The sequence below is a fragment of the Sphingobium sp. PNB genome, from assembly GCF_019873065.1.
Taxonomy (GTDB): Bacteria; Pseudomonadota; Alphaproteobacteria; order Sphingomonadales; family Sphingomonadaceae; genus Sphingobium; species Sphingobium fuliginis.
In genome coordinates, this window is the sequence record NZ_JAINEZ010000033.1 from 1 (window position 1) to 23,803 (window position 23,803).

Sequence of the window (23,803 nt, forward strand, 5' to 3'; positions counted from 1 at the left end):
AGACAGGCGCAGACGGTGCCGGCGCAGGTGTCTGGGCCGACGCCCCCAGGATGAGCAGGGCGGGCGAACACAGATAGAATGCGGCCTTTATGATTGCCATCAATCCTCCCCTTGAGCAGACTTTTGCGTCTTGCATTTGATCATATAGGATATGATGTTAGAGCATTAGTCAAACAAATTATGACATGAAAAGAGGAGAAGGGCGTGAAACACATCTGGAAACTGGCCGTGATCGGCGGGATTGCGTTGTTTCCGCAATGTGTCGCGCTGGCGCAGGAAGATGGCTGCGCGCGTCTGGACGACCCGTCGGAACGCCTGGCCTGCTACGATCGCCGGTCTGGCCGGGCCGCCCAGGACAGCCGCCCGATTCCCGTTCCCGCGCCCCCCGCTGCGGCATCGGCGGCTGCGATCAACAGCTATCAGGACCGTCGCGACGCCCTCAAGAGCCGCACGGATTTCGACAGCCGCTTGAAGGCGGCGATCCCGCTGCGGCACGGCTATCACCGGCTGGAGCTGGAGGACGGCACCGCCTACGACACGACGACCGTCGCGCCCCCGCCGCCGGTCGGGACGGTGATCCATGTCCGCCGCACGCCGTTCGGCACCACCTTCTTCGACATGGAAGGGCGCAAGCCCTTCACCGTCAGGCTGTCGCGCCGCCAATAGGCGCCCGGGCGCCCTCCCCGGCCGGCTGCTCCAGCAGCCGGTTCGGGTCCACGATCACCCAGGCGAGCACGCCCGCCAGCACCACGGCGGCCCCCGCAATGAAGGCGGCGGTCCAGCCGAATTGCGCGGCGATCATCGGCGTCAGGGTGGAGGTCAGCGCCCCGCCGATCTGGCACCCCATGTTCATGAAGCCGGACACGACGCCGCTATGCGGGCCCGCTATGTCCGCCGTCACCGACCAGAAGGAGCTTTGCGAGAGGTAGATCGCCCCCGCCCCCCCGGCCAGGATCAGCACCGCGAGAGGCGCATTGTCCACCATCGATCCGCTGGCGAGGAACAGGCCGGTCAGCACGAAGGAGAGCACGCCCAGCCCGGAGCGTCCCCAATAAAGGCCGTAGCGCGCCGACACCCGGTCGTTGATGACCCCGCCCAGCAGGCAGCCGAAGGTCATGCACAGGAAGGGCAGCATGGAGAAGACTGCGCTGGATTTGACATCCAGATGCCGCGCTTCGGCAAGATAGATGAAGAACCAGCTGAAGAAGATCCAGATCACATAGCCAAAGGCGAAATAGCTGACGAACAGGCCCCAGACATTGCGGCTGGAAAATATGGCGCCCCAGGGAATGGGTCCGGCCGACGCCGTTTTGGCCGGGGGCAGGCCCGCCTCGATATGCGCGAGTTCGGCCGCGTTCACCGACGGATGCTCCTGCGGCCGGTCCCGCGCGAGCCAGAACCAGACGGCGGCGGCGGCAAGGCCCATTGCCGCGCAGGCATAGAAGGATGCGCGCCAGCCGCCCCACAGGATGATCGCGGTGATCAGCGGCGGCGTGATGCCGGAGCCGGCGCCCACCCCGGCGAAGATCCACCCGTTCGCCTTGCCGCGCTCCTGCGCCGGTATCCAGCGCGACAGGAACTGGTTACCGCACGGATAGACGACCGACTCGCCGATGCCGAGCGCGAAGCGGGTCAGCGCCAGCAGCAGCAGCGCGGCGCTGCCCTCCGGATGGATGAGCGCCGTCGCCGCGGTGAACACGCCCCACCAGAGCAGCGCGCCGGTCAGCACGATGCGGGGACCGTAGCGCGCGGCGAGCCAGCCCGCCGGCACTTGGAACAGCGCATAGCCGATCAGGAAGGCGCTGAAGACCCAGCCCAGCTGCACCTGGTCGATGGCATATTCCTTCCGCATCTCCACCCCCGCGACGGAGATGTTGGTGCGGTCGAGAAAAGCGATCGCGCTGATGATGAACAACAGGAAGATCAGGCCCAGCCTGACCCTGGACCGCGCGGCTCCATTCATAACCATCCCTCCCGCTTGGCTTCTGCGCCAAACAATATACTATATGATTCGTGATAAGATGATGTATGTCGGCATCAGCAGGCAAGAGCAAGCATTGGAGAGGGGAAGATGGGCATGGGCACGCCGCGCATGGCGCTGGTCGCAGCGCTGATGGCTTTTGGCGGAACGGCCATGGCGCAGGCCGCGCCGCCGCTGGCGCAACGTATCGGCCACAGCGATCCGGACAAAATGCGGGGTGCGAACGGCGTCCATGGCGGTGCGGGATCGATGAAGTTCGGGCCGCTGCTCGGCGCCAATGCGCTCAGCACCAACCTCATCTTCGTCCATCGCGGGACGATCGCGCCGAAAAGCGGCATCGGCCAGCATTTCCACAATGATTGCGAGGAGATGTTCATCATCCTCGACGGCGAGGCGGAGTTCACCATCGACGGCCGCACCTCGCGCCTGGCCGGGCCTGCCGGCGTGCCCGACCGCAAGGGGCACGCCCATGGCATCTACAATCCGACCGACAGGCCGCTGCAATGGCTGAACATCAATGTCGGCATGACCAAGAGCTATGACAATTTCGATCTGGGCGACCCGCGCACCGATGCGACGCTCGATCCCGTGCCGCAGTTCATCAGCATGCGGCTGGACCGCGCCCTCCTGAAGCCGGCGGCGGCCGCCCTGCCCGATGCGACCGGCGGCGTCCTCTTTCGCCGCGCGCTGGGACCGGCGGTCTTTTCGACGCCCTGGTCCTATGTCGATCATGTCCTGCTGCCCGCAAATGCGGCGCTCGGCCGCCGGATGCAGGCGGATATGAGCGAGGTCTATTATGTGATCTCCGGCACGGGCGAAGTGTCGCTGGACGGGGAAACCGCACCGATCAGCGCGGGCGACGCCGTGCCCGTCGACCTTGGCGAGGCGCGGGCGATCCGCCAGACGGGCGCGCAGCCGCTCGAACTGATGGTGATCGGCGTGGCGCGCGATCTGTCGGCGAAGGCCCGCTACCGCGCCGAAGCCGAAGCGCGCATGCAACCGCGGCGGTAACATCGCGCCGATCCTCTCGCGTCCCTCCTTTCGATCATCCAAGAAGGAACCAAAGCCATGTCATCCCGCCTTCGCGCCGCCCTGCTTGCCGCAGCGCTCTGCCCCCTGACCGCGCCATTGCTGGCGCAGGAACCCGCCGCACCGGCCGCCGCGCCATCCTTCGAGCGGCTGGACCCGGCGCTCGACGCGATCATAGCGCCGGGCACGCCGATCGAGCGGGTGGCGACCGGCTTCGGCTTTACGGAGGGGCCGCTATGGCATGAGGGCCGGCTCTGGTTCTCCGACGTCACCGGGGACAGGATGCGGGCCGTCAGCCCGGATGGAAAGGTGGAGGAACTGGTGGCCAATTCAGGCGGCCTGCCCAATCCCCCGGCGGGCGCCAGCATCGGCTCCAACGGCATGGCCCCCGCCCCCGACGGCACGGTGCTGATGACGCAGATGGGCGCTCGCCGCATCGTCAGGGTCGGCAAGGACGGCAGCCTGCAACCCTTCCTATCGGATTATCAGGGCAAGCGGTTGAACAGCCCCAACGATCTCGTCTACGACAAGAGCGGCGCGCTCTGGTTCACCGATCCGCCCTTCGGCCTGTTCAACGGCATGGACAAGGACCCGGCCAAGGAACTGCCCTTCAACGCCGTATTCCGCTATGCCGACGGCAGGCTGACGCCGGTCATCACCGACATGACGCTGCCCAACGGCATCGGTTTCTCCCCCGATTTCAAGACCCTCTATGTCGGCAATTACGGCCCCGAAATGTATATCCGCGCCTATGATGTGCGCCCGGACGGCAGCCTGTCCGCGCCGCGCGAGCTGATCCGCTTCCCCGGCGGTCGCGGCGGTCCGGACGGGCTGAAGGTCGACACGGCCGGCAATATCTGGATGACGGGCCCGGGCGGCATCCGCATCGTCACGCCGCAGGGCAAGGTGCTGGGGCAGATCAGGCTGCCGGAAACCGCGGCCAATCTGGCCTTCGCGGAGGATGGGCACATGGTCTATATCACCGGCAGCACCAGCATCTATCGCCTGCGCAGCAAGGTGAAGGGAATGCTGCCGCTCTACGCCGGGGGTCAATGAAGGGCAGCGGGCGGCGACGCGCCGCCCGCTTTGGCCGAACCGCGTTTAACGGCCGCCCGCGCCCGGCCCGGCACCGGGCGCGGGGGCGTAATTTTTCGCCAGATAGGCCGTGATCGTCTTGACCTCCTCCGGCGAGACCTCGGCCCCGCGATCCGCCATGCCCTGCACGGTCGCCGCCCATTCCGCCTCGCTCCGCCGCTTCTGGAAAACCTGCCCGGTCGTGTGGCAGAAACCGCAGCGTTCGTTGATCAGGTCCAGGCCAGGGCCGGGCGGCGGCGGCGCCACGGCTACGGTCGCAGGCGCCTGCTGGGCCAATGCCCCCGCCCCGATCAGGGGCAGGGTCAGGGCCATGATCATCAGTCCGACTTTACGCATGTCATGTCCTCAAGGAAGCGCATAGGCCACCACCTCGTCGCTGGTGGCCGGTGAAAAGGCGAAGCCCCCTGTCGCCACGACGGCGACCATCTGCCGTTTCCCCACGGCATAGGTCATCGGCGTTCCGTAGCTGGAACCGGGCAGTTCCGCCGTCCAGAGCAGCTTGCCCGTCTTCGTTTCGAACGCGCGGAAGCGCTGGTCCTTGGTCGCGCCGATGAAGGTCAGCCCGCCCGATGTCGTGAATGGCCCGCCCGCGCTGGTGATCCCCGCATCCTTGAGCGCGGGATGGCCGGTGTCGCCCAAGGGCCGGCGCCACGCCACCGTGCCCTTGGCGACATCTACGGCCACCAGCTCGCCCCATGGCGGCTTGTGACAGGGGAAGCCGGTTTCCATGTCCGCGAAATAGGCGTAGCCGCCCTTCATGCCCCAGCTTCCGTCGGGCTGCTGCTCCAACTGCTGTGGGCTGGCGAGTTCGTTGAGGTTGATGACGTAGAGGCCCAGATCGGGGTCGAACGCGCCCCCGCCCCAGTCCACGCCTCCCAGGCTGCCGGGAAAGAAATTGATCGCGCTGTCGGCGCGCAGCGGCTGGAACGGCTTGCTGGGGGTGATGTTCAGCTTCTTGACCAGCGCCTCGCACCGGGCCTTCAGCTCCGGCGTGACATCCAATATGTCCTCGGCATTATAGGACAGGCGGGTGAGCGGCGGCGGCGCGACCGGCATGGGCTGGGTCGGCCAGGGCTGCTCGCCCGGCACGTCGGTCTCGGTCGGAACCGGCACTTCGCGCACGTCGAACAGCGGCTTGCCGGTCACGCGGTCGAGGATGAACATGATCGCCGTCTTGTTCATCGCCACCAGCGCGGGCGTGACCCGCCCGCCGCGCTTGATGTCGACCAGCGTCAGCGTCGGCAGGTCGAGGTCCCAGATGTCGTGATGCACGGTCTGGAAATGCCAGAGATATTTGCCGGTCGCCGCGTCCACCGCGACCACCGAGTTGGAATAGAGATTGGCGCCCTTTCGGTCAGCGCCCCAGCGGTCGAAGGTCGGCGCGCCGACCGGCAGATAGGCGATGCCGCGCTTTTCATCGACCTGCACGAAGGTCCAGACATTGGTGCCCGATCGCGCCTTCGCGCTGTCGCCCTCCCAACTGTCCGCGCCCTTCTCCCCCGCCTGCGGGATGGTGTGGAAGGTCCAGACCAGCTTGCCCGTGCGCGCGTCCCAGGCCCGCACATCGCCCGCCGCGCCCTTGACCGGCATCTCCTGCACCCGCGATCCGGTGATGACCAGGTCCTTGTAGATGGCGGGCGGGCTGCTCATGCCCAGCGGCGCGGCGCGCAGGCCGTTCATCACCTCGGGCGTCTTCATGTTGACGATTCCCGCCTCCCCGAAAGCGGCGGCAGGCTGGCCGGTCGCGGCATCGAGCGCGATCAGCTTGCCGGACCGGGTGCCGAAGAAGATGCGCGCGCCCTTCCCCCTGGCTCCGGGCCAATAGGCGACGCCGCGAGTCGAGGGCTGGTCCTTGTTCGCGAGCGTATAGGCCCAGCGTTCCTTCCCCGTGGCGGCATCCAGCGCGACGACGCGATTATAGGGCGTGGCGAGATACATGACGCCGTCGACCACCAGCGGCGTCGCCTCCGACGCTGAGAATCCGGTGGCGAACTTGGCGCGCATGCCGTCCGGCATCGGTCCCACATCGGCGGTCACGCCGGGCGGGCGCATATGATATACCCAGGCCTGCCGCAGCGTGCCCACATTGGCGGTCGTGATCTGCCTGAGCGGCGAATGGCGCGCGCCGCCGGGATCGCGGCCATAGGCGGCCCAGTCGGCATCTGCCGACGGCGCCGCCGTGGCTGCGCCGTGCAAAGCGCCGGCGGCAACGGAAATCAGGGAAGCCAGCGCGATGGACCGGCGGAACGAAGATGTGATTTTCAACGACATGCCTCTCCTGAAGGCGGGGTTTGACCTTTGGTCGACAAGCCCGGTTGTTCTTTTGTCAGGGGAATGCTAGCAGAGGGTCAAATCATATACAATATGATCTGTGACCGAAAATCGGCGCCCCCATATGGCGCATAAGGGAGAAGGAATATGGCGACGCTGCCATTGGCGGGCATCAGGGTACTCGACATTTCGCAGGTCATGGCAGGCCCGTTCTGCTGCATGCTGCTGGGCGACATGGGCGCCGACGTCATCAAGATCGAACCGCCGGTTACGGGCGATTCGACCCGGCATTCGATGGGCTTCCGCCTGAAGGGGGATGACAGCCCCGGTTTCCTCGCGCTCAACCGCAACAAGCGCAGCATCGCCCTCAACCTGAAGGACGATGCCGATCGCGAAGTGCTCTATGCGCTGGTGAAGAGCGCCGACGTGCTGGTGGAAAATGCCCGCCCCGGCGTCGCGGCGCGGCTGGGCATCGACTATGACACGCTGGCGAAGATCAATCCGCGCCTCGTCTACGCCAGCATTTCCGGCTTCGGCCAGACCGGCCCATGGGCGCAGCGCCCCGGCTTCGACCTGATCGCGCAGGCGATGTCGGGGATTTTGAGCTCCAACGGCTTTCCCGGCATGGAACCGGCGAAGAACAGCATCGCCGTGGCCGATCTGGGGGCCGGTCTTTTCTCGGCCTATGCCATCCTCTCCGCCATTATCGGCCGGGAAAAGAGCGGGCAGGGCCAATATATCGACGCCTCCCTGCTGGAAGCGGCGCTGGGCCTTTCGATCTGGGAGACGACGGAGCTTTGGGGCACGGGCAAGTCGCCCACGCCCATCGGTTCGGCGAACCGCATGTCCGCCCCCTATCAGGCGATGCAGGCGTCGGACGGCTGGTTCGTCATCGGCGCGGCCAATCAGGGATTGTGGCTGACCTTCCTCGACGTCCTCGGGCGTCCGGAGCTTCAGCACGATCCGCGCTATTCCAGCAACGCCGCCCGCGTCGTCAACCGGCTCGCGCTGATCGATGATCTAGCGCCCACCTTCCTCACCCGCACGCGGCAGGAATGGATCGACGCCCTGCTGGCGGCGGGCGTTCCCGCCGCGCCGATCCTCGACTATGGCGAGGCGGTGACCAGCGAACAGGCCGTCGCGCGGGAGATGGTGATGCAGGTGCCCCATCCGGTGGAAGGCGAATTCAAGGCGCTGGGCTTCCCGGTGAAGATGCGGGGCACGCCGCAGGAGGTCCGCCTGCCCCCGCCGCTGCTCAACGAACATAGCGACCTGATCCGGCAGGAACTGGTGGAAAAGGGCCTGCTCGCCCCGCAGCGGGAAGCCGCGAAATGAGCGAGGCGCGCCTCATTTACGAGAAGCGGGGCAATCAGGCCCATATCCGCTTCGACAATCCCGCCGCCCATAATGCGCTGACCGGCGCGATGTGGCACGACCTGCGCGACGCGGCGCGGGACATAGCGGCCGACCCCTCCATCCGCGTCGCGGTGTTCCGCGGCGTCGGGGGGAAGGCGTTCATATCCGGCACCGACATTTCCAAATTCGCGGATTATACGACCGGCCGGCAGGGCGTCGATTATGAGCGCGACATCGACGAATGCATGGGCGCGGTCGACGCCATCCCCTGCACCACCATCGCGGTCGTGGAGGGTTGGGCCGTGGGCGGCGGCATCAACATCTCCTCCGCCTGCGATTTCCGGATCGCGACCCGCGATGCGCGCTTCGGCTCTCCCATTGGCCGCACCATAGGCAACTGCCTCTCCGCCGCCAGCGTCGCTCGGATCGGCGCGGCGGTCGGCGTGCAACGGGCGAAGCGCATGGTGCTGCTGGGCGAGATGCTGACGGCGGAGGAGCTGCTCGCCAGCGGTTTCCTGCTGCGGATCGTGGAGCGGGAGACGCTGGATGCGGAGGCCGACGCGCTGGCGCGGCGGGCCGCCGAAAATGCGCCGCTCACCACCCGCGCGACGAAGGAGACGATCCGGCGCATGGCCTTCGGGGCTTTGCCCGATGTCGAGGATCTGATTGCGGAGGTCTATGGCAGCGCCGATTTCCGGCGGGGCGTGTCCGATTTCCTGGCGCGCACGAAGAAGGTGCCGGACTGGACCGGCGCCTGATGGGGAAGCGGGCGGCGGGACGCCGCCCGGCCCTCATTTACCGCATTTGCATTCCGGCGCGGGCTTGGCCGGTTCGGGCCTTTGCGCCACGATCCTGACATTGGGCATCAGCGCCGCATTGGGCGGCAGCGCCAGGTCGCCGGCGGGAAAGCCGTTGGCTTCGAACATATAGGCTTCGATGTCCGCGACCTTCCGCCCGCCCAGGCTGCCCGGCGCGTTGAGCGGCATGGTCGTCTGGATGCGCGCGAACAGATCGCCGGCGGACGTGTTGTTCCAGTTGTTGAGGAAGGTCGGCCCGACCAGAGCGGGCGCGACGTCGATCCCGGCCAGCGTTTCGCCATGGCAGGCCGCGCAATTCTCCGCATAGGCGGCCTTGCCGCGCTCGGCCTGATCCTTCGTATAGACCCCGGTCCAGACATGGCGCTCGGGCGCCTGCGCGCGCGTCACGACCGCGCCGCCCGCAAGCAGCAGCGCGCCCGCCAGCCAATATCCCCGCGTCACCTTGCCCATCGAGCCACTCCCGCCATTAAGCCACTCCTGCCATCAAGCCATTCCTGGAAGTCGGAACGCCACCAGTTCGGCGCTGTAATTGCCGCCGCCAATGGCGACGACGATATATTGGCGGTTGTTCAGCATATAGGTCATGGGCGATCCGCTCTGCGGGGCAGGCATGTAGACCGCGCCCTTCTCCTCGCCCGTGGCCTTGTCATAGGCGCGCAGCATCGCGCCCCTGATGCCATATTCATTGGTGTAGAAGCCCGCCTCGCCGCAGATCACCAGGCTCTTGGTGCACAGAGGCCCCAGATTGCCTGCCCGGCCGGTGCGGGGAATCTTCAGGCCCTTGAGCGCCGGGTGGTTGCGGACATTGTCCGGCGTCTCGCCATGGGCGACCTGCCATTTGAGGTCGCCCTTGCCAAGGTCGATGGCGGTGATGCGGCCATAGGGGGGCTTGAGCAGCGGCAGGCCCTGCACGGTCAGGAAACCGGGCGGCGGCCCCGAACCGGGCTTCGCCGCCGGGGGCCGCATGAAGGGCGTCGGCGCCGCCGCGCCCATCGCCACCTGCGGTCGCACTTCGGACCCGGCAATGCCGTGCACATGCGGAAATTCGGAGACGCTGGGGTCTTCGTTCGGGATGATGCCGATCACGGAGGGCTGGGTCTTCGAATAGACGAAGACGGTATGGCTTTCCGGATCGTAGCAGCCGCCCGGCCAGTTGGTCCCGCCCTGGATGCCGGGCGCGGATATGGTGCCCCAGCGGCCGGGCTTGCTGACCACGGGCGGCGTGTAGAGCGGCCCGATCTTGTACTGCTTCACCAGTTCCACCGCCTGCGCGCGCAGTTCCGGCGTGAAGTCGATGAGGTCGTCGATGCCGACGCCCTGCACGTCATAGGCGGGGGGCTTGGTCGGGAATGGCTGGGTCTTGGCATACCATTCGCCCGGCACGTCGCCTGCCTCCACCGGCCGCTCGACAATGGGCCAGATCGGCTGGCCGTTGGTGCGGTCCAGCACATAGAGGAAGCATTGCTTGGTCGGCTGCGCCAGCGCCTTCACCGTCCTGCCGTTCACCGGAATGTCGCACAGGATCGGCGCGCAGGGGATGTCGCGGTCCCACAGGCCGTGATGGACGAGCTGATAATGCCAGCGCCGCACGCCCGTCTCCAGGTCCAGCGCGACCAGCGACTCCCCGAACAGGGCGTTGCCGCGGCGGAACATGCCCATCTCGTCGCCGGTGGGCAGCTCCACCGGCACATAGACCAGCCCCAGTTCCTCGTCGGCGGACATTTCCGCCCAGACGCCGCCATTGCCGGCTTCGTCGGCGTCGCCGTTCAGCCAGCTGTCATAGCCATATTCGCCCTTTTTCGGGATGGTGTGGAATATCCACTTGCGCTTGCCGGTGCGCACGTCGAAGCCGCGCACATAGCCCTTCACATTCTTGCGCACCGCCGGCACGTCGCCCGCCGTATGCGCCGCCCCCACCACCACCGTGTCGCGGGCGACGAGCGGCGTCGCGTGCAGCCCGACATCGGCGGTTTCCGGATCGATCTCCTGATCGAAATCCTTCTTGAGGTCGACCACGCCGTTCACGCCAAAGGCCGGATCGGGGATGCCGGTCGCCGCATCCAGCGAGACGAGCTGATAACCGATGGTCACGAACAGGATGCGCTCCTGCTTGCCGTCGGTCCAGTAGGAGCAACCATGGCCCGAAAGCTGGCGCGGGGAATTGAGCGCGCGCTGCCCCTCGTCCTTGCGGAACATCCAGAGCAGTTCGCCCGTCGCCGCGTCGATGCAGACGCAGTCGCGGCGCGACCCGGCGGTCAGGAACAGCCGCCCCTTGACCAGCAGGGGCGTCGGTTCGAACTGATATTCCTTGCGCGCCCCCAATATGTCCGTCTTGAAGCTCCAGGCCACCTGAAGATCGCTGAAATTATCGGCGTTGATCTGGTCGAGCGGCGAATAGCGCGTATTGGCCTGGTCGGCGGCATAATGGCGCCATTCGGTGTCCGGCCCGCCGGGCAGATCCTGCGCCATGGCGCGCCGCATCGGGGCCGTGCCGATGCTTGCGGCGACGGCGACCGTCCCGCCCAACAGCCTGCGTCGGGTCATCTTGAACATCGCGCTTTCGGCCCCTTCCCTCTCTCTTTTCCGTGCCGTCGACCGGCTGCGGCTTACCAGCTCACCGCGATATATTTCGCCTCGCAATATTCGAGCAGGCCGTGATGTCCGCCCTCCCGCCCGAGACCGCTCTGCTTGACGCCGCCGAAGGGCGCTGCGGCGTCCGACACCAGGCCGCGATTGACCGCCACCATGCCGGCCTCGATCCGCTCGGCCAGTTGCAGCCCGCGCTTGAGGTCGGCGGTATAGACATAGGCGGCAAGGCCATATTCGGTCGCATTGGCCAGCGCCACCGCCTCCGCCGGATCGTCGAACGGGATCACCGCCGCGACCGGGCCGAACACTTCCGTCGTCAATATCTCCGACCCCGGCTGGATATTCGCGATCACCGAGGGCGGGTAGAAGAAGCCCGCGCCCTCCGGCGTCCTGCCGCCCAGCCTGACCTTTGCGCCACGTGCCACGGCATCCGCCACCAGATGCTCGATCTTGTCGATCGCCTGCCGGTTGATCATCGCGCCGCACTGGGTCGCGCTCTCCAGGCCGGGGCCCATCTTCATCGCGCCCATGCGCTCTGCCAGCTTCGCGACGAAGGCGTCATGGATGCCGCGCTGGACATAGAAGCGGTTGGCCGCCGTGCACGCTTCCCCCGCATTGCGCATCTTGGCGACCATCGCGCCCTCGATCGCCTCTTCGACGTCGGCATCGTCCAGCACCAGGAAGGGCGCGTTGCCGCCCAGTTCCATGGAGGAGCTGATGACCTGGTCCGCCGCCTGGCGCAGCAGGATGCGGCCGACCTCGGTCGATCCGGTGAAGGACAGCTTGCGCACGCGCGGGTCGCGCAGGATGCCGCTGCACAGCGGGCCCGGATCGCTGCTGTTGACGACATTGACCACGCCCGCGGGCACGCCCGCCCGGCGCATGATCTCCGCCACGGCGAGCGCCGTCAGCGGCGTTTCCTCGGCCGGTTTCAGGATGCAGGTGCATCCCGCCGCCAGCGCCGGGGCGATCTTGCGCGTCGCCATCGCCGCCGGGAAGTTCCAGGGCGTGATCAGCAGGGCGATGCCGATGGGCTGATATTGCACCATTATGCGGTTCCCGCCGGAGGGCGAGACGGCCAGCTCCCCGTTGATGCGCACCGCTTCCTCCGCATACCAGCGGAAGAATTCGGCGGCATAGGCCACCTCCCCCCGCGCGTCGGGCAGCGCCTTGCCATTTTCCAGCGATATGAGCTGCGCCAGCCATTCCTGCTCCGCCATCATCGCATGGAAGCAGGCGAGCAATATGTCGGCGCGCTTGCGCGGCGGGGTCGCGGCCCAGTCCGCCGCTGCGGCGGCGGCGGCGTCGACAGCGGCGATGCCCTCGGCCGGGCTTGCATCCGCGACGGAGGTCAACACCGCCTCCGTCGCGGGATTGAGGATGTCGATGCGCTTGCCGCTGGCGGCGGGCACCCATGCCTCCCCGATCAGCAGGTCGGTCGGGATGGCGAAGGGACCGGCATGGCCGTCGGTCGTCGTGCAGCTATAGCTTTGCGTCGTCATGGGAAACCTTGTTCGAGAAGTCAGGCGGACTTGAGCGCCGCCCGCTCGCCGGAAAAGGCGGCGCGGGTGATGCTCTGCATCGCCGGGAGATCGAGGGGACGGGGATTGTTCTTGACCAGCCGGGCGGCGTTCAGGGCGTTTTCCGCCACGAAGTCCTGCTGGTCTGCCTTCAGCCCCAGCGCCGCGAGCGAGGGTGGAATGTTGACGCGGCCAAGCAGGTCCGCGACCGCATCGATGAACGCCTGCGACATGTCCTCTTCTGCCGCATCGGACAGCCCCACCGTCCGCGCCAGTTCGGCGAAGGCGGGGGCGCAGAAGGGCCGGTTGAACTGCATGACATAGGGCAGCAGCGTCGCCACCCCGTCGCCATGCGCGGTGTGCGTCAGGTTGCCGACCGGATATTGCAGCGCGTGCGCCGCGGCCGTGCCCGCCGTGCCGAAGGCGCAGCCCGCCGCCAGCGCCGCCAGCATCAGCCCTTCGCGCGCCTCCATGTCGCTGCCGTCGCGATAGGCCCGCTCCAGGAAGCGGAAGATGTTGTCGACCGCCAGCCGCGCGAAATGATCCGACAGCAGGTTCTTGCCCACGAACACATGATCCTGCGTCAGCATCGGGTCGGCGGGGCGCGCCAGCGTCGTATAGGCCTCCACCGCATGGGTCAGCGCATCGGCGCCGGAACAGGCGGTCAGGGCGGGCGGGCAGGTGGCGGTAAGTTCCGGATCGCAGATCGCGACCAGCGGGATCAGATGCGGGCTGGCGATGCCGACCTTCACCCCGCGCTCGTCGTCGGACACCACCGCGACCGGCGTCACTTCCGATCCGGTGCCCGCCGTCGTCGGCATGGCGATCAGCGGCATGACCGGGCCGGGCACGGCGAATTCGCCATAATAGGACCGGATGTCGCCGCCATGGGTCAGCAGCACGGCGACGACCTTGGCCATGTCCATCGAACTGCCGCCGCCGATGCCGACCACCAGATTGGGGGCGAAGCCGCGCATCTCCTCGACACAGGCGTTGATCGATCCGATCGGCAGGTCGGGGATCGTCCGGTCGAAGACCCGGACCTCCAGCCCATGGGCCTGGAGGTCCGCGACCATGGCGTGGAATTCAGGCTGGGCGGCCTGCCGTTCGTCGGTGCAGAGCAGGGCGCGCTTGCCCAGCTTGCCGGCGGCGGAGCCGAGCGCGTGGCGCTGCCCGCGTCCGAACAGGACGGAGCGGGGCAGGCGCAGCGCGCCGAAGGCGGGAGGGAGGTCGCTCACTTCTTGCCACCATCCGCGCCATATTGTTTCAGATAGGCGATGATGTCGGCGCGATCCTGCGCGGCGGCCATGCCGGGGAAGATCATCTTGGTGCCCGGAACCAGCTTCGACGGACCTTGCAGCAGCTTGTCGATGCTGGCCTCGTCCCATCTGATGCCCGACGCCTTCATCGCGGGCGAATAGCCATAGCCGCCTTGACTGCCCGCCACGCGGCCGACGACGCCGTTCAGCGAAGGCCCCATGGAGCGCGCCGGGTTCGGCCCGACCTTGTGGCACGCGGCGCAGCGCGCGAAAAGCTGCTGCCCATGCGCGGCATTTCCCTTCGGCACGGGGGCGGCGACCGCCGTGCCGGCGATGACCGCGCCGATGCCCACAGCGAATATCCAAGTCTTCACCTAAACAACCTCCTGTCGTGCGCGCCATGCGCGCGATGTCCGAACCGAAGCGCCGGGGCGCTGCGGATGATTTCCGGCGATGGCATCACGCCTGGGCCCCCTGCCCGTCACGCAGCTTGCGCGAGGCGTCGATGCGCAGGAACAGCGCCGCCGCGATCAGGCAGAGGACGGAGAGGACCGCGAAGGCGGCGAACCAGCCGCTCATGCTGACGATATAGCCGGTGACCGCCGCCGCGACCGCCGCGCCGCTGTTGCCGAGCGTGTTCATGACCGCCGATACCGAGCCCGCATATTCGCCGCCAATGTCGAGCGTCACCGCCCAGGATACGCCGACCGTCAACTCCAGCCCGAACAGCGCGATGCAGAAGCAGAGGATGCTCGCCACATGCCCGTCCATGGCGGCCGCCAGCGGGATCATCGCTGCGGCCGTCAGGAAGCCGACCACCGCGACCGAGCGGCGCGCCATCTTCAGCCCCGCGCCGCGCTTCACCAACAGGTCGGACGCCCATCCGCCCATCAGGTCGCCCACCACGCCCGCCATCAGCGGCAGGCTGGCGAACAGGCCCATCATGGCGATGTCGAACCCGCGCGCATCGTGCAGATATTTGGGGAACCAGGTCAGGAAGATGTTGATGCAATAGGCGTAGCAGAAATACATGGCCGACAGCACCCATAGCTGCGAATTGGCCAGCAGGTGCCGCCATGGCACGCTCACCCGCGCCCGGCCCGCGCCCAGCGCGCCCTCGATCATCGCCAGTTCGGCGCTGTTGACCGAAGGATGCTCGCGCGGCGTGTCGCGATAGTAGAAGAACCACAGGGCCGCCCAGCCGATGCCGACCAGCGCGAAGGCCATGAAGGGCATGCGCCAGCCGAACTGGACGATGAGCAGCGCGACGAACACCGGCGTCACCGCCCCGCCCAGCCGCGCCCCCGCATGGGTGAGGCCCTGCGCCCAGCCCCGTTCCGACGGCAGCATCCAGCGCGAGAGCGACCGGGTGGCGATGGGAAAGGCCCCCGCCTCCCCCATGCCGAAGAGGAAGCGGCACACCATCATCGACCCGGCCGACCAGGTCAGCGCCGTCGCGGCGGTGAAGGTCGACCACCAGAGCACCACGCCGGTCAGCGCCCGGCGCGGCCCGAACCGGTCGCCCAGCCAGCCCCCCGGAATCTGGAACAGCGCATAGGCGATGGAGAAGGACGCGAAGATCCAGCCCATCGTCACCGGCGAGAAGCCATATTCCTTCTCGATCACCGGGGCCGCCGTGGCGATCACGACGCGATCCATATAGGTGATGAGATAGGCGAGCACCGTCAGCCAGAGCACGACATGGCGCGCCCGCGTCGGGCGCGCCGCCCCGGCTCCGGCGGCCGCGTCGCGCGGTTCTGCGACGCTTGCCTCGCCGGTCACGGGCGGGGCCCGCAGGCATCGGCCGCGCGGCCGGTGCAGGTCTGCCAGATGGTCGGCACCTTGTTGCCGGCGATATAGACGGCGTCGATGGCGCGGGTGTTGCGGATGTCCGCCGTGGGATCGCGGTCCAGCACCAGCAGGTCGGCCCATTTGCCCGGCGCGACGGTGCCGATGTCCCTGGCGCCCATGAACTCCGCATTGGCGCTGGTCGCGGCCGTGATCGCCTGCATCGGCGTCACCCCGGCCTTCACCATCAGTTCCAGTTCCCAATGCGCGAAATAGCCGGGGAAGCGCGCCGTCGGGCCGCTGTCCGTGCCCATGCCGTAGCGGATGCCCGCCTTCGCCTCCCGCGCGAAATTGTCCATCGCATATTGCAGCGTCGGCGCATATTTGGGGAAATTGGGCGCCGCGCCCAGCTTCGCCGCCCGCTCCGGACTGGCCAGTTCCTTCAGCACGGCGGGCGTCACCCCCCGCGCGAAGAAGGGATCGTCCAGGAAGGGCAGCGTCCTGTAGGTGAAGGACGCCTCCCGGCTCAGCGTCGCGGCCATCTGCCACACGCCCTTCGCCTTCATCTGGCCGAGCAGCGCGTCGTCCACGGCGCGGTCGCGCACGGAATGGGCGAAGGCGTCCACCCCTTCCCGCGTCAGTTCGGCGGCGTTGGAATAATAGAAGATGTGGGCGACGGTCTTCTTCCCGTCCTTGTGCGCCTGGTCGATCACGGCGCTGCTGATCCGGGGCGGCATGCGTTCCTCCAGCATGCCGAATTCGTCGTCGACCCACAGCTTGATGAGGTCTGCGCCCTTCGACGCCTCCTTGTCCACCATCGCCCGCGCCTCTTCCGGCGTGGCGACCGACTGGTCGAGGCCGGGGACGCCGCCATAGCTGCCCTTGAAGACCACGCCCTGCCCGACGGTATAGACCCGCGACATCGCCGTGGGCCCCTTGCGCCTCTGCTGGATCGGGAAGATCAGGTCCTTCTCCGTCCCCAGCGTCTGGACGGTGGTGACGCCATAGGCGGCGTAGATGCGAAGCTGCTTCTCGATATTCTCAGCCGTCTGATATTGCAGGTTCTGGGTGATGCCGTCGACCAGCCCCAGATGGACATGGCTGTCGATCAGGCCGGGCATCAGATATTTGCCCTTCAGCCTTTCGACCTTCGCCCCGGCCGGCGCCTTCAGCTTCGCGGACGGCCCGACCCAGTCGATCCGCCCATCCGTCATGACCAGCGCCTGGTTCGCCGCCGGCGCCTTGCCGGTGCCGTCGATCAGCGTGAAGTCGCGCAGCACCCTGGTTTCGGCCAGCGCCGCCGCCGGAAGTCCGGCAAGCATCGCGACCGTCAGGCTGACAAGTGAAAAACCGGCTTTCATGGCTGACCGCATTACCCATCCTCTCCAGGATCTATTTCATATCCTATATGATCCTGTGCGCCCGTGGTAGGTGGTTGCCGCGGGCCCGTCAAGGGGCTTTCCCACGTCGTTGAACGTTCGGCCGACAGGTGATGCCTCCCCCCTTCCGGGGGTCGCGCGATCAGCGTCGAGACGTGCCGTTCGCCCGGTCCATCCGCTGTTGCGAACAGGTGAGATGGTCGCGCACCGACTGCTCGGCCGCGACGGGATCATGCGCCAGCAGGGCGGCGATGATCGCCTGATGCTCCCGCGCCGCCACTTCGGGCGCATTGGGCTGGGCGCTGTTCTGGTAGAGCGATCGGAAGATCTGGAGATGCGCGTGCAGCCGCTCGATCGTCTCCTCGATCAGGCGGTTCCCGCTGCCCTTCGCGATCAGCCGGTGGAGCTGCGCATCCGCTTCCGCGAAACGGGCATAGGCCTGCTCGTCGCGCTCGACCACGGCGTCCATGTCGGCCTGGATCGACTGCAGGACGGAAAGCGTCTCATCGTCGATCTGCTCGGCTGCCCGGGCGGCGGCATAGGGTTCGATCAGCAGGCGCAGCGTATAAAGGTCGTGCACCTCCTCCGGCGTCATCTGCGGGCTGGCGCGGTAGCCGACATTGGTGGTCTTGTAGACCAGCTTCTCCGCCTCCAGCTGGCTCAGCGCCTCGCGAATCGGCGTCTGCGAGATGCCGAGCTGGCGCGCGACGGTATCGATGGGAATGCGTTCCCCCGGCGCGATCTTCACCGTCATCAGCATGGAGAGAAGATGCTCATAGGCACGCTCCACCAGCGTCGGTCCGGAGGCGGCGCGTGCCGGGGAACCAAGGGCGCCCGCGGGCTGTGACATGTTGTGAAGGTCGGACATGGAGGCCGCTTATAAGGTCAGATGCGGAACATATAGGATATTTTCGTCGCAATGGCGATGGCGATCTTGCAGGAGACAGGGCTGGCGCGACGATCCGTAACCGTCCTGCTACAATGAAGGTGCAATATCGATTATGCTCCATTAGGCCAGCCGACCGCTTCGGCTTTTCCAGAATTTGGAACGAATAGGTAGATTTTATACGCCTGTTTCGCAGAAGCGAGGGAAAGTAGACCGACATCTGCCCGAACGACGGGCCCCTGCACTTTCAAGGAAGGAGACCCGCCATGTCGATCACCGCCATTCCCACCCCCGCCGATGCGCTGCTGTCGCCCGACGACCACGCCCTGATCCTGATCGACTTCCAGTCGCAGATGGCCTTCGCCACCAAGTCGATCGCGCCCGAAATATTGCGCAACAATGCCGCCCTGGTCTCCAATGCCGCGGCCGGATTCCACGTCCCCACCATCCTCACCACCGTTGCGGAGAAGAGCTTTTCCGGCCCGATGTTCAGCGAGATCGCCGACGCCTTTGGCGACCAGCCGATGATCGACCGCACCAGCATGAACAGTTGGGAAGACGCCGCCGTGATCGAGGAGGTGAACCGCATCGGCAAGGACCGCCTGGTCATCGCCGGACTGTGGACCAGCGTCTGCATCGTCGGCCCGGTGCTCTCCGCGCTCGAACAGGGTTTCGAGGTCTATGTCATCACCGACGCCAGCGGCGACATTTCCGAGGAAGCCCATGACCGCGCCGTGGAACGCATGATCCAGGCGGGCGCGCGCCCGATCACGGCGCTGCAATATCTGCTCGAACTGCAACGCGACTGGGCGCGCGCCGAAACCTATGCGCTTACCACCGGCATCGCCCGCCAGTGGGGCGGCGCCTATGGACTGGGCATCACTTATGCCAGCACCATGTTCGGCGCCTCCGAAGGCGGCCACTGATCCCCCCTTCCCTACAGCCGGCCGCCCTTTTGGCCCGGCTGCCCCTTCTCCCGCACCCCCAAGCCAGAGCGATGAAAGGATTTCCCGATGAGCAATTTCGTCACCACCCCGGACGGCGTCGACATCTTCTACAAGGATTGGGGCAGCAAGGACGCCCAGCCGATCATGTTCCATCATGGCTGGCCGCTTTCCGCCGACGACTGGGACACGCAGATGCTGTTCTTCCTTGCCCGGGGCTATCGCGTCATCGCCCATGACCGGCGTGGCCATGGCCGCTCGCAACAGGTCGATTCCGGCCATGACATGGCCCATTATGCCGCCGACGCGGCCGCCGTGGCCCGGCATCTCGATCTGCGCGACGCCATCCACATCGGCCATTCGACCGGCGGCGGCGAAGTGGCCGCCTATGTCGCCCGTCACGGCCTGCCCGAAGGGCGCGTCGCCAGGGCGGTGCTGGTCAGCGCCGTGCCGCCGATCATGGTGAAGACGGACCGCTATCCCGGCGGCCTGCCGATCGATGTGTTCGACGGGCTGCGCGCGGGCCTTGCCGCCAACCGCGCGCAATTCTTCCATGAGGTTGCGGCCGGCCCCTTCTACGGCTTCAACCGCGAAGGGGCGGAGGTGAAGCCCGCCGTCGTCGACAATTGGTGGCGGCAGGGGATGATGGGCAGCGCACTCGCCCATTATGAAGGGATCAAGGCCTTTTCCGAAACCGACCAGACCGACGATCTGAAGGCGATCACCGTCCCCACGCTCGTCCTGCACGGCGACGACGATCAGGTCGTGCCCTACAGGAATGCAGGCCTGCTCCAGGCCGAAATCCTGCCGAACGCCACGCTGAAAATCTATGAGGGCTATTCGCACGGCATGCTGACGGTGAACGCCGATGTCCTCAACGCCGACATTCTGGCGTTCATCAAGGCCTGACGCAGCGAAGGAACGGACCCATGAAAGCCTATATATTCTCGCTGGGCGCCGGGCTGCTGGTCGGCATCGTCTACAGCCTGCTTGGGTTCCGTTCCCCAGCCCCGCCGGTCATCGCGCTGGTCGGGCTGGCAGGCATCCTCGCCGGCGAACGGGTCGTGCCCGTCGCCGGCAGCCTGTTGCGCGGCAAGCCTTTCACCCCCGCGCAACAAAGCGCCGCCGCCCTGCCGCCAAAGCCGGAGCAGGAGCAGTGATCACCCGCCGCCGGGCGCTTGCCGGCGCCAGCGCCACCACCCTGTTCACCGCCACGGAAAGCTTCGCCATGACCGCCAGGGACGTCATCATCATCAATGCCAGGGTCACGACGCTGGACCGGGAAAATCCGGTCGCGCAGGCCGTGGCGATCCGCGACGGCACATTCCTGTCCGTCGGCGGCGAAGGCAAAGTCCGCGCCGCCGCCTCCCCCGACGCGCAGGTCATCGACGCCGGGGGCCGCCGCCTCATCCCCGGCCTGATCGACAGCCACATCCATGTCATACGGGGCGGCCTCAACTATAATATGGAATTGCGCTGGGAAGGCGTTCCGACATTGGCCGACGCCATGGCGATGCTGAAGCGCCAGGCGGAAATCACGCCGCCGCCGCAATGGGTGCGCGTCGTCGGCGGCTTCACCGAGCATCAGTTCGCGGAAAAGCGCCTGCCGACCCTTGAAGAGATCAACGCCGCGGCGCCCGACACGCCGGTCTTCATCCTCCATCTCTATGACCGCGCGTTGCTGAACGCGGCGGCGCTGCGGGCGGTGGGCTATGCGAAGGATACGCCCAACCCGCCGGGCGGCGAGATCGTCCGCGACGCGCAGGGCAATCCGACCGGCCTTTTGCTGGCGCAGCCCAATGCGACCATCCTCTACGCGACGCTGGCGAAGGGTCCGAAGCTGCCGCCCGAATATCAGCTCAATTCGACCCGGCATTTCATGCGGGAACTGAATTCGCTGGGCGTCACCAGCGTGATAGACGCAGGCGGCGGCTCACAAAACTATCCCGACGATTATGAGATCGTGGAGAAGCTGCACAGGGACGGCGATCTCACCCTGCGCATCGGCTATAATCTCTTCACCCAGAAACCGAAGGAGGAGCTCAGGGACTTCGCCAACTGGTCGACGAAGATCAGGCCCGGCGACGGCGACGACAGCTACCGCCACAACGGCGCGGGCGAGATGCTGGTCTATTCGGCCGCGGATTTCGAGGATTTCCGCGTCGCCCGCCCGGACATGCCGCCGGAAATGGAAGGCGATCTGGAACCTGTCATCCGCCTGCTGGCCGAACGCCGCTGGCCCTGGCGCCTGCACGCCACCTACGACCAGACCATCGGCCGCGCGCTCGACGTGTTCGAGAAGGTGAACAGGGACATTCCGCTGCAGGGCCTCAACTGGTTCTTCGACCATGCCGAAACGATCGGCGACCGCAATATAGACCGGATCGCGGCGCTGGGCGGCGGCATCGCCGTGCAGCACCGCATGGCGTTCCAGGGCGAATATTTCGTGGACCGCTACGGCGCGAAAGCCGCAGAGGCCACGCCGCCGATCAAGCGCATGATGGCGGCGGGCCTGCCGGTCGGCGCGGGCACCGACGCGACCCGCGTCGCCAGCTACAATCCCTGGGTGTCCCTGTCTTGGCTGGTGACGTCGAAGACGGTCGGCGGGCTGGCGCTTTATCCGGTGCGCAACCGGCTGGACCGCGAAACGGCGTTACGGCTGTGGACGGAGAAGAACACATGGTTTTCCAATGAAGTCGGCAAGAAGGGGCAGATAAAGGCTGGGCAACTGGCCGACCTGGCGCTGCTGTCCGACGATTATTTCACCGTGCCGGAGGATGAGATCGCCCATCTGCGGTCGGTGCTGACCGTGGTGGGCGGCAGGATCGTCTATGGCGAGGGCGATTATGGCCCGCTCGCCCCGGCCGCGCCCAAAGCGATGCCCGACTGGTCGCCGGTCGCGACCTTCGGCGGCCATTATCGGAAGGATGCGACGGCCAGGAAGATGGCGTCGGCCTGCGGTTGCCATTCCGCCTGCGCCGTCCACGGTCATGACCATGCAGCGGCGCTGGGCGCATCGGCTCCCGCCGCCGATGTCCAGAGCTTCTGGGGCGCGCTCGGCTGCGGCTGCTGGGCAGTGTGATTTCGCCTGCCGACCGGATAAACGCGCCCAGCCCCCTTTAACAGCCAAGCGATTCGAGGACATCATGACCGCTCCCAACGGCCCCGCCGCGCCGCTGCCCTGGCTGCTCCTCCTGCTCTCCGTCACCACAGGCCTGGTCGACGCGATCAGCGTGCTGGGCCTGGGCAAGGTGTTCACCGCCAATATGACCGGCAATATCGTCTTCCTGGGCTTCGCCGCCGTGGGTACGCCGGGGTTCCACGCGCTCTCCTATCTGGCCGCCATCGCCGCCTTCCTGATCGGGGCGCTGGTGGCGGGGCGCGTGGGCAGGCATCATGTCGGGCTGCCGCTGCGCCGTTGGCTGATGGTGGCCGCGCTGGTAGAGGCTGTGCTGCTCTGGATCGCGGCGGGCGTCGCCACCGGCTTCGACATCGCCAGCCAGTCGCCCGGCAGCGCGCTCTATGCGATCATCGCGCTGACCGGTCTTGCCATGGGCTTCCGCAACGCGACCGTCCGCCAGCTCAAGGTGCCGGACCTCACCACCACGGTTCTCACCCTCACGCTCACCGGGCTGGCGGCGGATTCGGCGCTGGCGGGCGGCAGCAGCCCCAATCGCGGCCGCCGCATCGGCGGGGTCGCCGCCATCCTGCTGGGCGCGGCCATCGGGGCCTTGCTGGTCAATCGCGCCGGTCTCGTCGCGCCGCTGATCCTCTCGGGCGCGCTGGTCCTCTTCGGCACCGCCGCCTGCGCGCTGCACCCGGACGCCAAGGCACCCGCCTGATCAGATGTCGCCCATGCCCTCCACATCCCGGTCCAGCGCGCCCAGCGCCACGAACTGATCGAGCAGCCAGGAGGCGGCCGGCCCCGGCGGCGTGTCGCGCCGCCAGATGGCGGAGAAACGGTACATGCCCCCGTCATGGTCGGGCATGGCGAGCCGCACCAACGTCCCCGCGACCAGATCCGGCTCGATCATCGGCAGCGGCATATTGCCCCATCCGATGCCTTCCCGCAGCAGCGCATGCTTGGCGCTGAGGTCGGCGAGGCGCCAGGTCTTGGGACTGCGCACCGAATAATCCCGCCCCTCCGTGAATCGCGAACGGTCCGTCAGCACCAGCTGTATATGGTCGCGCCCCGCGCCCGGCGCGATGGCCTCCATCCGTCCCAGCGGATGATCGGGCGCGGCGACCGGCACCATCGCCACTGCTCCCGCCGTCCGGCTCTCGATCCCCTCGACCCCTGCGGACAACGGCCCGGATATGCCGACCACCGCCGCGCGGTCCAGCACCATGGCGGTGATCGCGCCCAGCGCCTCGGCATGCAGGCGAAGCTGGACCGTCGGGAATTCGCGGGCGAAGGCGCGCAGCACGCGGCCCAGGCGCTCCGACGGCAGCATCACGTCGACCGCCAGGTCGACCTCCGCCTCCAGCCCGTCGAGCAGCCCCTTCACCTTCGCGCGCAGGCCGTCGACGCCGTCGGCGATGCTGCGCGCCTCCGCCAGCAGGGCGCGGCCGGCGACGGTGAGTTGCGGTTTGCGCGTCCCCTCCCGGTCGAACAGCGTCAGGCCAAGCTGCGCCTCCAGATTGGCGATGCCATAGCTGATGACGGACACGGCGCGGTTCAGCCTGCGCCCCGCCGCCGCGAAACTGCCGCTGTCCACGATCGTCAGGAAGATGCGGAGCTGGTCGAAGGTCGGCATGCCCGGATTGTTCACTGTTCCATTTCCTCGAACGGTTCGATGCAATTTATCCCACTGAACGGGAAAGCCGCACGCCTGTAAAGAGATGTTCAACAGGGCAAGGCCATTTCCGGCCCCCGCCCGATGAGGAG

22 protein-coding genes are annotated in these 23,803 nt (G+C 67.0%); 10 read left to right on the forward strand and 12 right to left on the reverse strand.

Annotated elements, in window-relative coordinates; all coding sequences use genetic code 11:
• Nucleotides 1-204 precede the first annotated feature (204 nt).
• The gene (locus tag K7W03_RS12825) at nt 205-666 is read left to right on the forward strand and encodes a hypothetical protein (protein WP_048576751.1); all 462 of its coding nucleotides are present in this window, start codon (nt 205-207) and stop codon (nt 664-666) included.
• Here the strand turns inward: K7W03_RS12825 and K7W03_RS12830 are convergent.
• A complete protein-coding gene (locus K7W03_RS12830) occupies nt 644-1,969 on the reverse strand; it encodes an MFS transporter (RefSeq protein ID WP_226870121.1) in 1,326 nt (441 codons plus the stop codon). The genes K7W03_RS12825 and K7W03_RS12830 overlap by 23 nt on opposite strands.
• Nucleotides 1,970-2,071: 102 nt before the next feature.
• On the opposite strand from K7W03_RS12830, the gene K7W03_RS12835 reads away from it, so the two are divergent.
• Together K7W03_RS12835 and K7W03_RS12840 are read left to right on the forward strand one after the other, a co-directional pair.
• Nucleotides 2,072-2,992, forward strand: a complete 921-nt coding sequence (locus K7W03_RS12835; RefSeq protein ID WP_222886496.1) for a cupin domain-containing protein — start codon at nt 2,072-2,074, stop codon at nt 2,990-2,992.
• Between the two features lie 57 nt (nt 2,993-3,049).
• Nucleotides 3,050-4,066: an SMP-30/gluconolactonase/LRE family protein gene (locus K7W03_RS12840; protein ID WP_140043192.1), complete on the forward strand. Its 1,017-nt coding sequence runs from the start codon at nt 3,050-3,052 to the stop codon at nt 4,064-4,066.
• Nucleotides 4,067-4,111: 45 nt separating this feature from the next.
• Here the strand turns inward: K7W03_RS12840 and K7W03_RS12845 are convergent, their stop codons facing one another.
• On the reverse strand, nt 4,112-4,441 hold the full coding sequence (locus tag K7W03_RS12845; RefSeq protein ID WP_065846312.1) for a c-type cytochrome: 330 nt from the start codon (nt 4,439-4,441) through the stop codon (nt 4,112-4,114).
• A gap of 9 nt (nt 4,442-4,450) precedes the next feature.
• Nucleotides 4,451-6,376, reverse strand: coding sequence for a pyrroloquinoline quinone-dependent dehydrogenase (locus K7W03_RS12850; protein ID WP_065846313.1), 1,926 nt, complete (start codon nt 6,374-6,376; stop codon nt 4,451-4,453).
• Between the two features lie 147 nt (nt 6,377-6,523).
• Between K7W03_RS12850 and K7W03_RS12855 the strand changes: the two genes are divergently transcribed.
• Both K7W03_RS12855 and K7W03_RS12860 read left to right on the forward strand, forming a co-directional pair.
• On the forward strand, nt 6,524-7,711 hold the full coding sequence (locus K7W03_RS12855) for a CaiB/BaiF CoA transferase family protein (protein ID WP_065846314.1): 1,188 nt from the start codon (nt 6,524-6,526) through the stop codon (nt 7,709-7,711).
• Nucleotides 7,708-8,490, forward strand: a complete 783-nt coding sequence (locus tag K7W03_RS12860) for an enoyl-CoA hydratase (protein WP_025548697.1) — start codon at nt 7,708-7,710, stop codon at nt 8,488-8,490. Before K7W03_RS12855 ends, K7W03_RS12860 begins: the two co-directional genes overlap by 4 nt.
• Before the next feature lie 33 nt (nt 8,491-8,523).
• On the opposite strand, the gene K7W03_RS12865 is transcribed toward K7W03_RS12860, so the two are convergent.
• The 8 genes from K7W03_RS12865 to K7W03_RS12900 all read right to left on the reverse strand — a co-directional run bounded on the left by K7W03_RS12865 (nt 8,524) and on the right by K7W03_RS12900 (nt 17,953).
• Entirely contained in the window at nt 8,524-9,000 is a 477-nt protein-coding gene (locus tag K7W03_RS12865; RefSeq protein ID WP_025548698.1) for a c-type cytochrome, read from the reverse strand.
• Between the two features lie 33 nt (nt 9,001-9,033).
• Nucleotides 9,034-11,103: a PQQ-binding-like beta-propeller repeat protein gene (locus tag K7W03_RS12870; RefSeq protein WP_044660931.1), complete on the reverse strand. Its 2,070-nt coding sequence runs from the start codon at nt 11,101-11,103 to the stop codon at nt 9,034-9,036.
• Between the two features lie 53 nt (nt 11,104-11,156).
• Complete coding sequence (locus tag K7W03_RS12875; RefSeq protein ID WP_222886497.1) at nt 11,157-12,641, reverse strand: NAD-dependent succinate-semialdehyde dehydrogenase; 1,485 nt, start codon at nt 12,639-12,641, stop codon at nt 11,157-11,159.
• Nucleotides 12,642-12,661: 20 nt separating this feature from the next.
• The gene (locus K7W03_RS12880; protein WP_044660933.1) at nt 12,662-13,897 is read right to left on the reverse strand and encodes an iron-containing alcohol dehydrogenase; all 1,236 of its coding nucleotides are present in this window, start codon (nt 13,895-13,897) and stop codon (nt 12,662-12,664) included.
• On the reverse strand, nt 13,894-14,292 hold the full coding sequence (locus tag K7W03_RS12885; RefSeq protein ID WP_044660934.1) for a c-type cytochrome: 399 nt from the start codon (nt 14,290-14,292) through the stop codon (nt 13,894-13,896). Before K7W03_RS12885 ends, K7W03_RS12880 begins: the two co-directional genes overlap by 4 nt.
• 85 nt (nt 14,293-14,377) lie before the next feature.
• Nucleotides 14,378-15,700 (reverse strand): MFS transporter, encoded by a 1,323-nt coding sequence (locus K7W03_RS12890; RefSeq protein WP_061939135.1) that lies wholly within the window; start codon nt 15,698-15,700, stop codon nt 14,378-14,380.
• Nucleotides 15,697-17,067 (reverse strand): amidohydrolase family protein, encoded by a 1,371-nt coding sequence (locus K7W03_RS12895; protein ID WP_048576761.1) that lies wholly within the window; start codon nt 17,065-17,067, stop codon nt 15,697-15,699. The genes K7W03_RS12890 and K7W03_RS12895 overlap by 4 nt, the downstream gene beginning before the upstream one ends.
• A 160-nt stretch (nt 17,068-17,227) precedes the next feature.
• Complete coding sequence (locus K7W03_RS12900) at nt 17,228-17,953, reverse strand: GntR family transcriptional regulator (RefSeq protein WP_052628168.1); 726 nt, start codon at nt 17,951-17,953, stop codon at nt 17,228-17,230.
• Between the two features lie 284 nt (nt 17,954-18,237).
• Here K7W03_RS12900 and K7W03_RS12905 point away from each other — a divergent pair, with 284 nt between their 5' ends.
• From K7W03_RS12905 to K7W03_RS12925, 5 genes are all read left to right on the forward strand, one after another.
• Nucleotides 18,238-18,897 (forward strand): hydrolase, encoded by a 660-nt coding sequence (locus K7W03_RS12905; protein ID WP_222886498.1) that lies wholly within the window; start codon nt 18,238-18,240, stop codon nt 18,895-18,897.
• 87 nt (nt 18,898-18,984) lie between these two features.
• On the forward strand, nt 18,985-19,824 hold the full coding sequence (locus K7W03_RS12910; protein ID WP_061939141.1) for an alpha/beta fold hydrolase: 840 nt from the start codon (nt 18,985-18,987) through the stop codon (nt 19,822-19,824).
• A gap of 20 nt (nt 19,825-19,844) precedes the next feature.
• Nucleotides 19,845-20,075, forward strand: a complete 231-nt coding sequence (locus K7W03_RS12915) for a DUF1427 family protein (RefSeq protein ID WP_083199016.1) — start codon at nt 19,845-19,847, stop codon at nt 20,073-20,075.
• The gene (locus tag K7W03_RS12920) at nt 20,072-21,997 is read left to right on the forward strand and encodes an amidohydrolase (protein WP_222886499.1); all 1,926 of its coding nucleotides are present in this window, start codon (nt 20,072-20,074) and stop codon (nt 21,995-21,997) included. The genes K7W03_RS12915 and K7W03_RS12920 overlap by 4 nt, the downstream gene beginning before the upstream one ends.
• 64 nt (nt 21,998-22,061) lie before the next feature.
• Nucleotides 22,062-22,757, forward strand: coding sequence for a YoaK family protein (locus K7W03_RS12925; RefSeq protein ID WP_044660939.1), 696 nt, complete (start codon nt 22,062-22,064; stop codon nt 22,755-22,757).
• On the opposite strand, the gene K7W03_RS12930 is transcribed toward K7W03_RS12925, so the two are convergent.
• The gene (locus K7W03_RS12930; RefSeq protein ID WP_025548711.1) at nt 22,758-23,687 is read right to left on the reverse strand and encodes a LysR family transcriptional regulator; all 930 of its coding nucleotides are present in this window, start codon (nt 23,685-23,687) and stop codon (nt 22,758-22,760) included.
• Between the last annotated feature and the right edge of the window lie 116 nt (nt 23,688-23,803).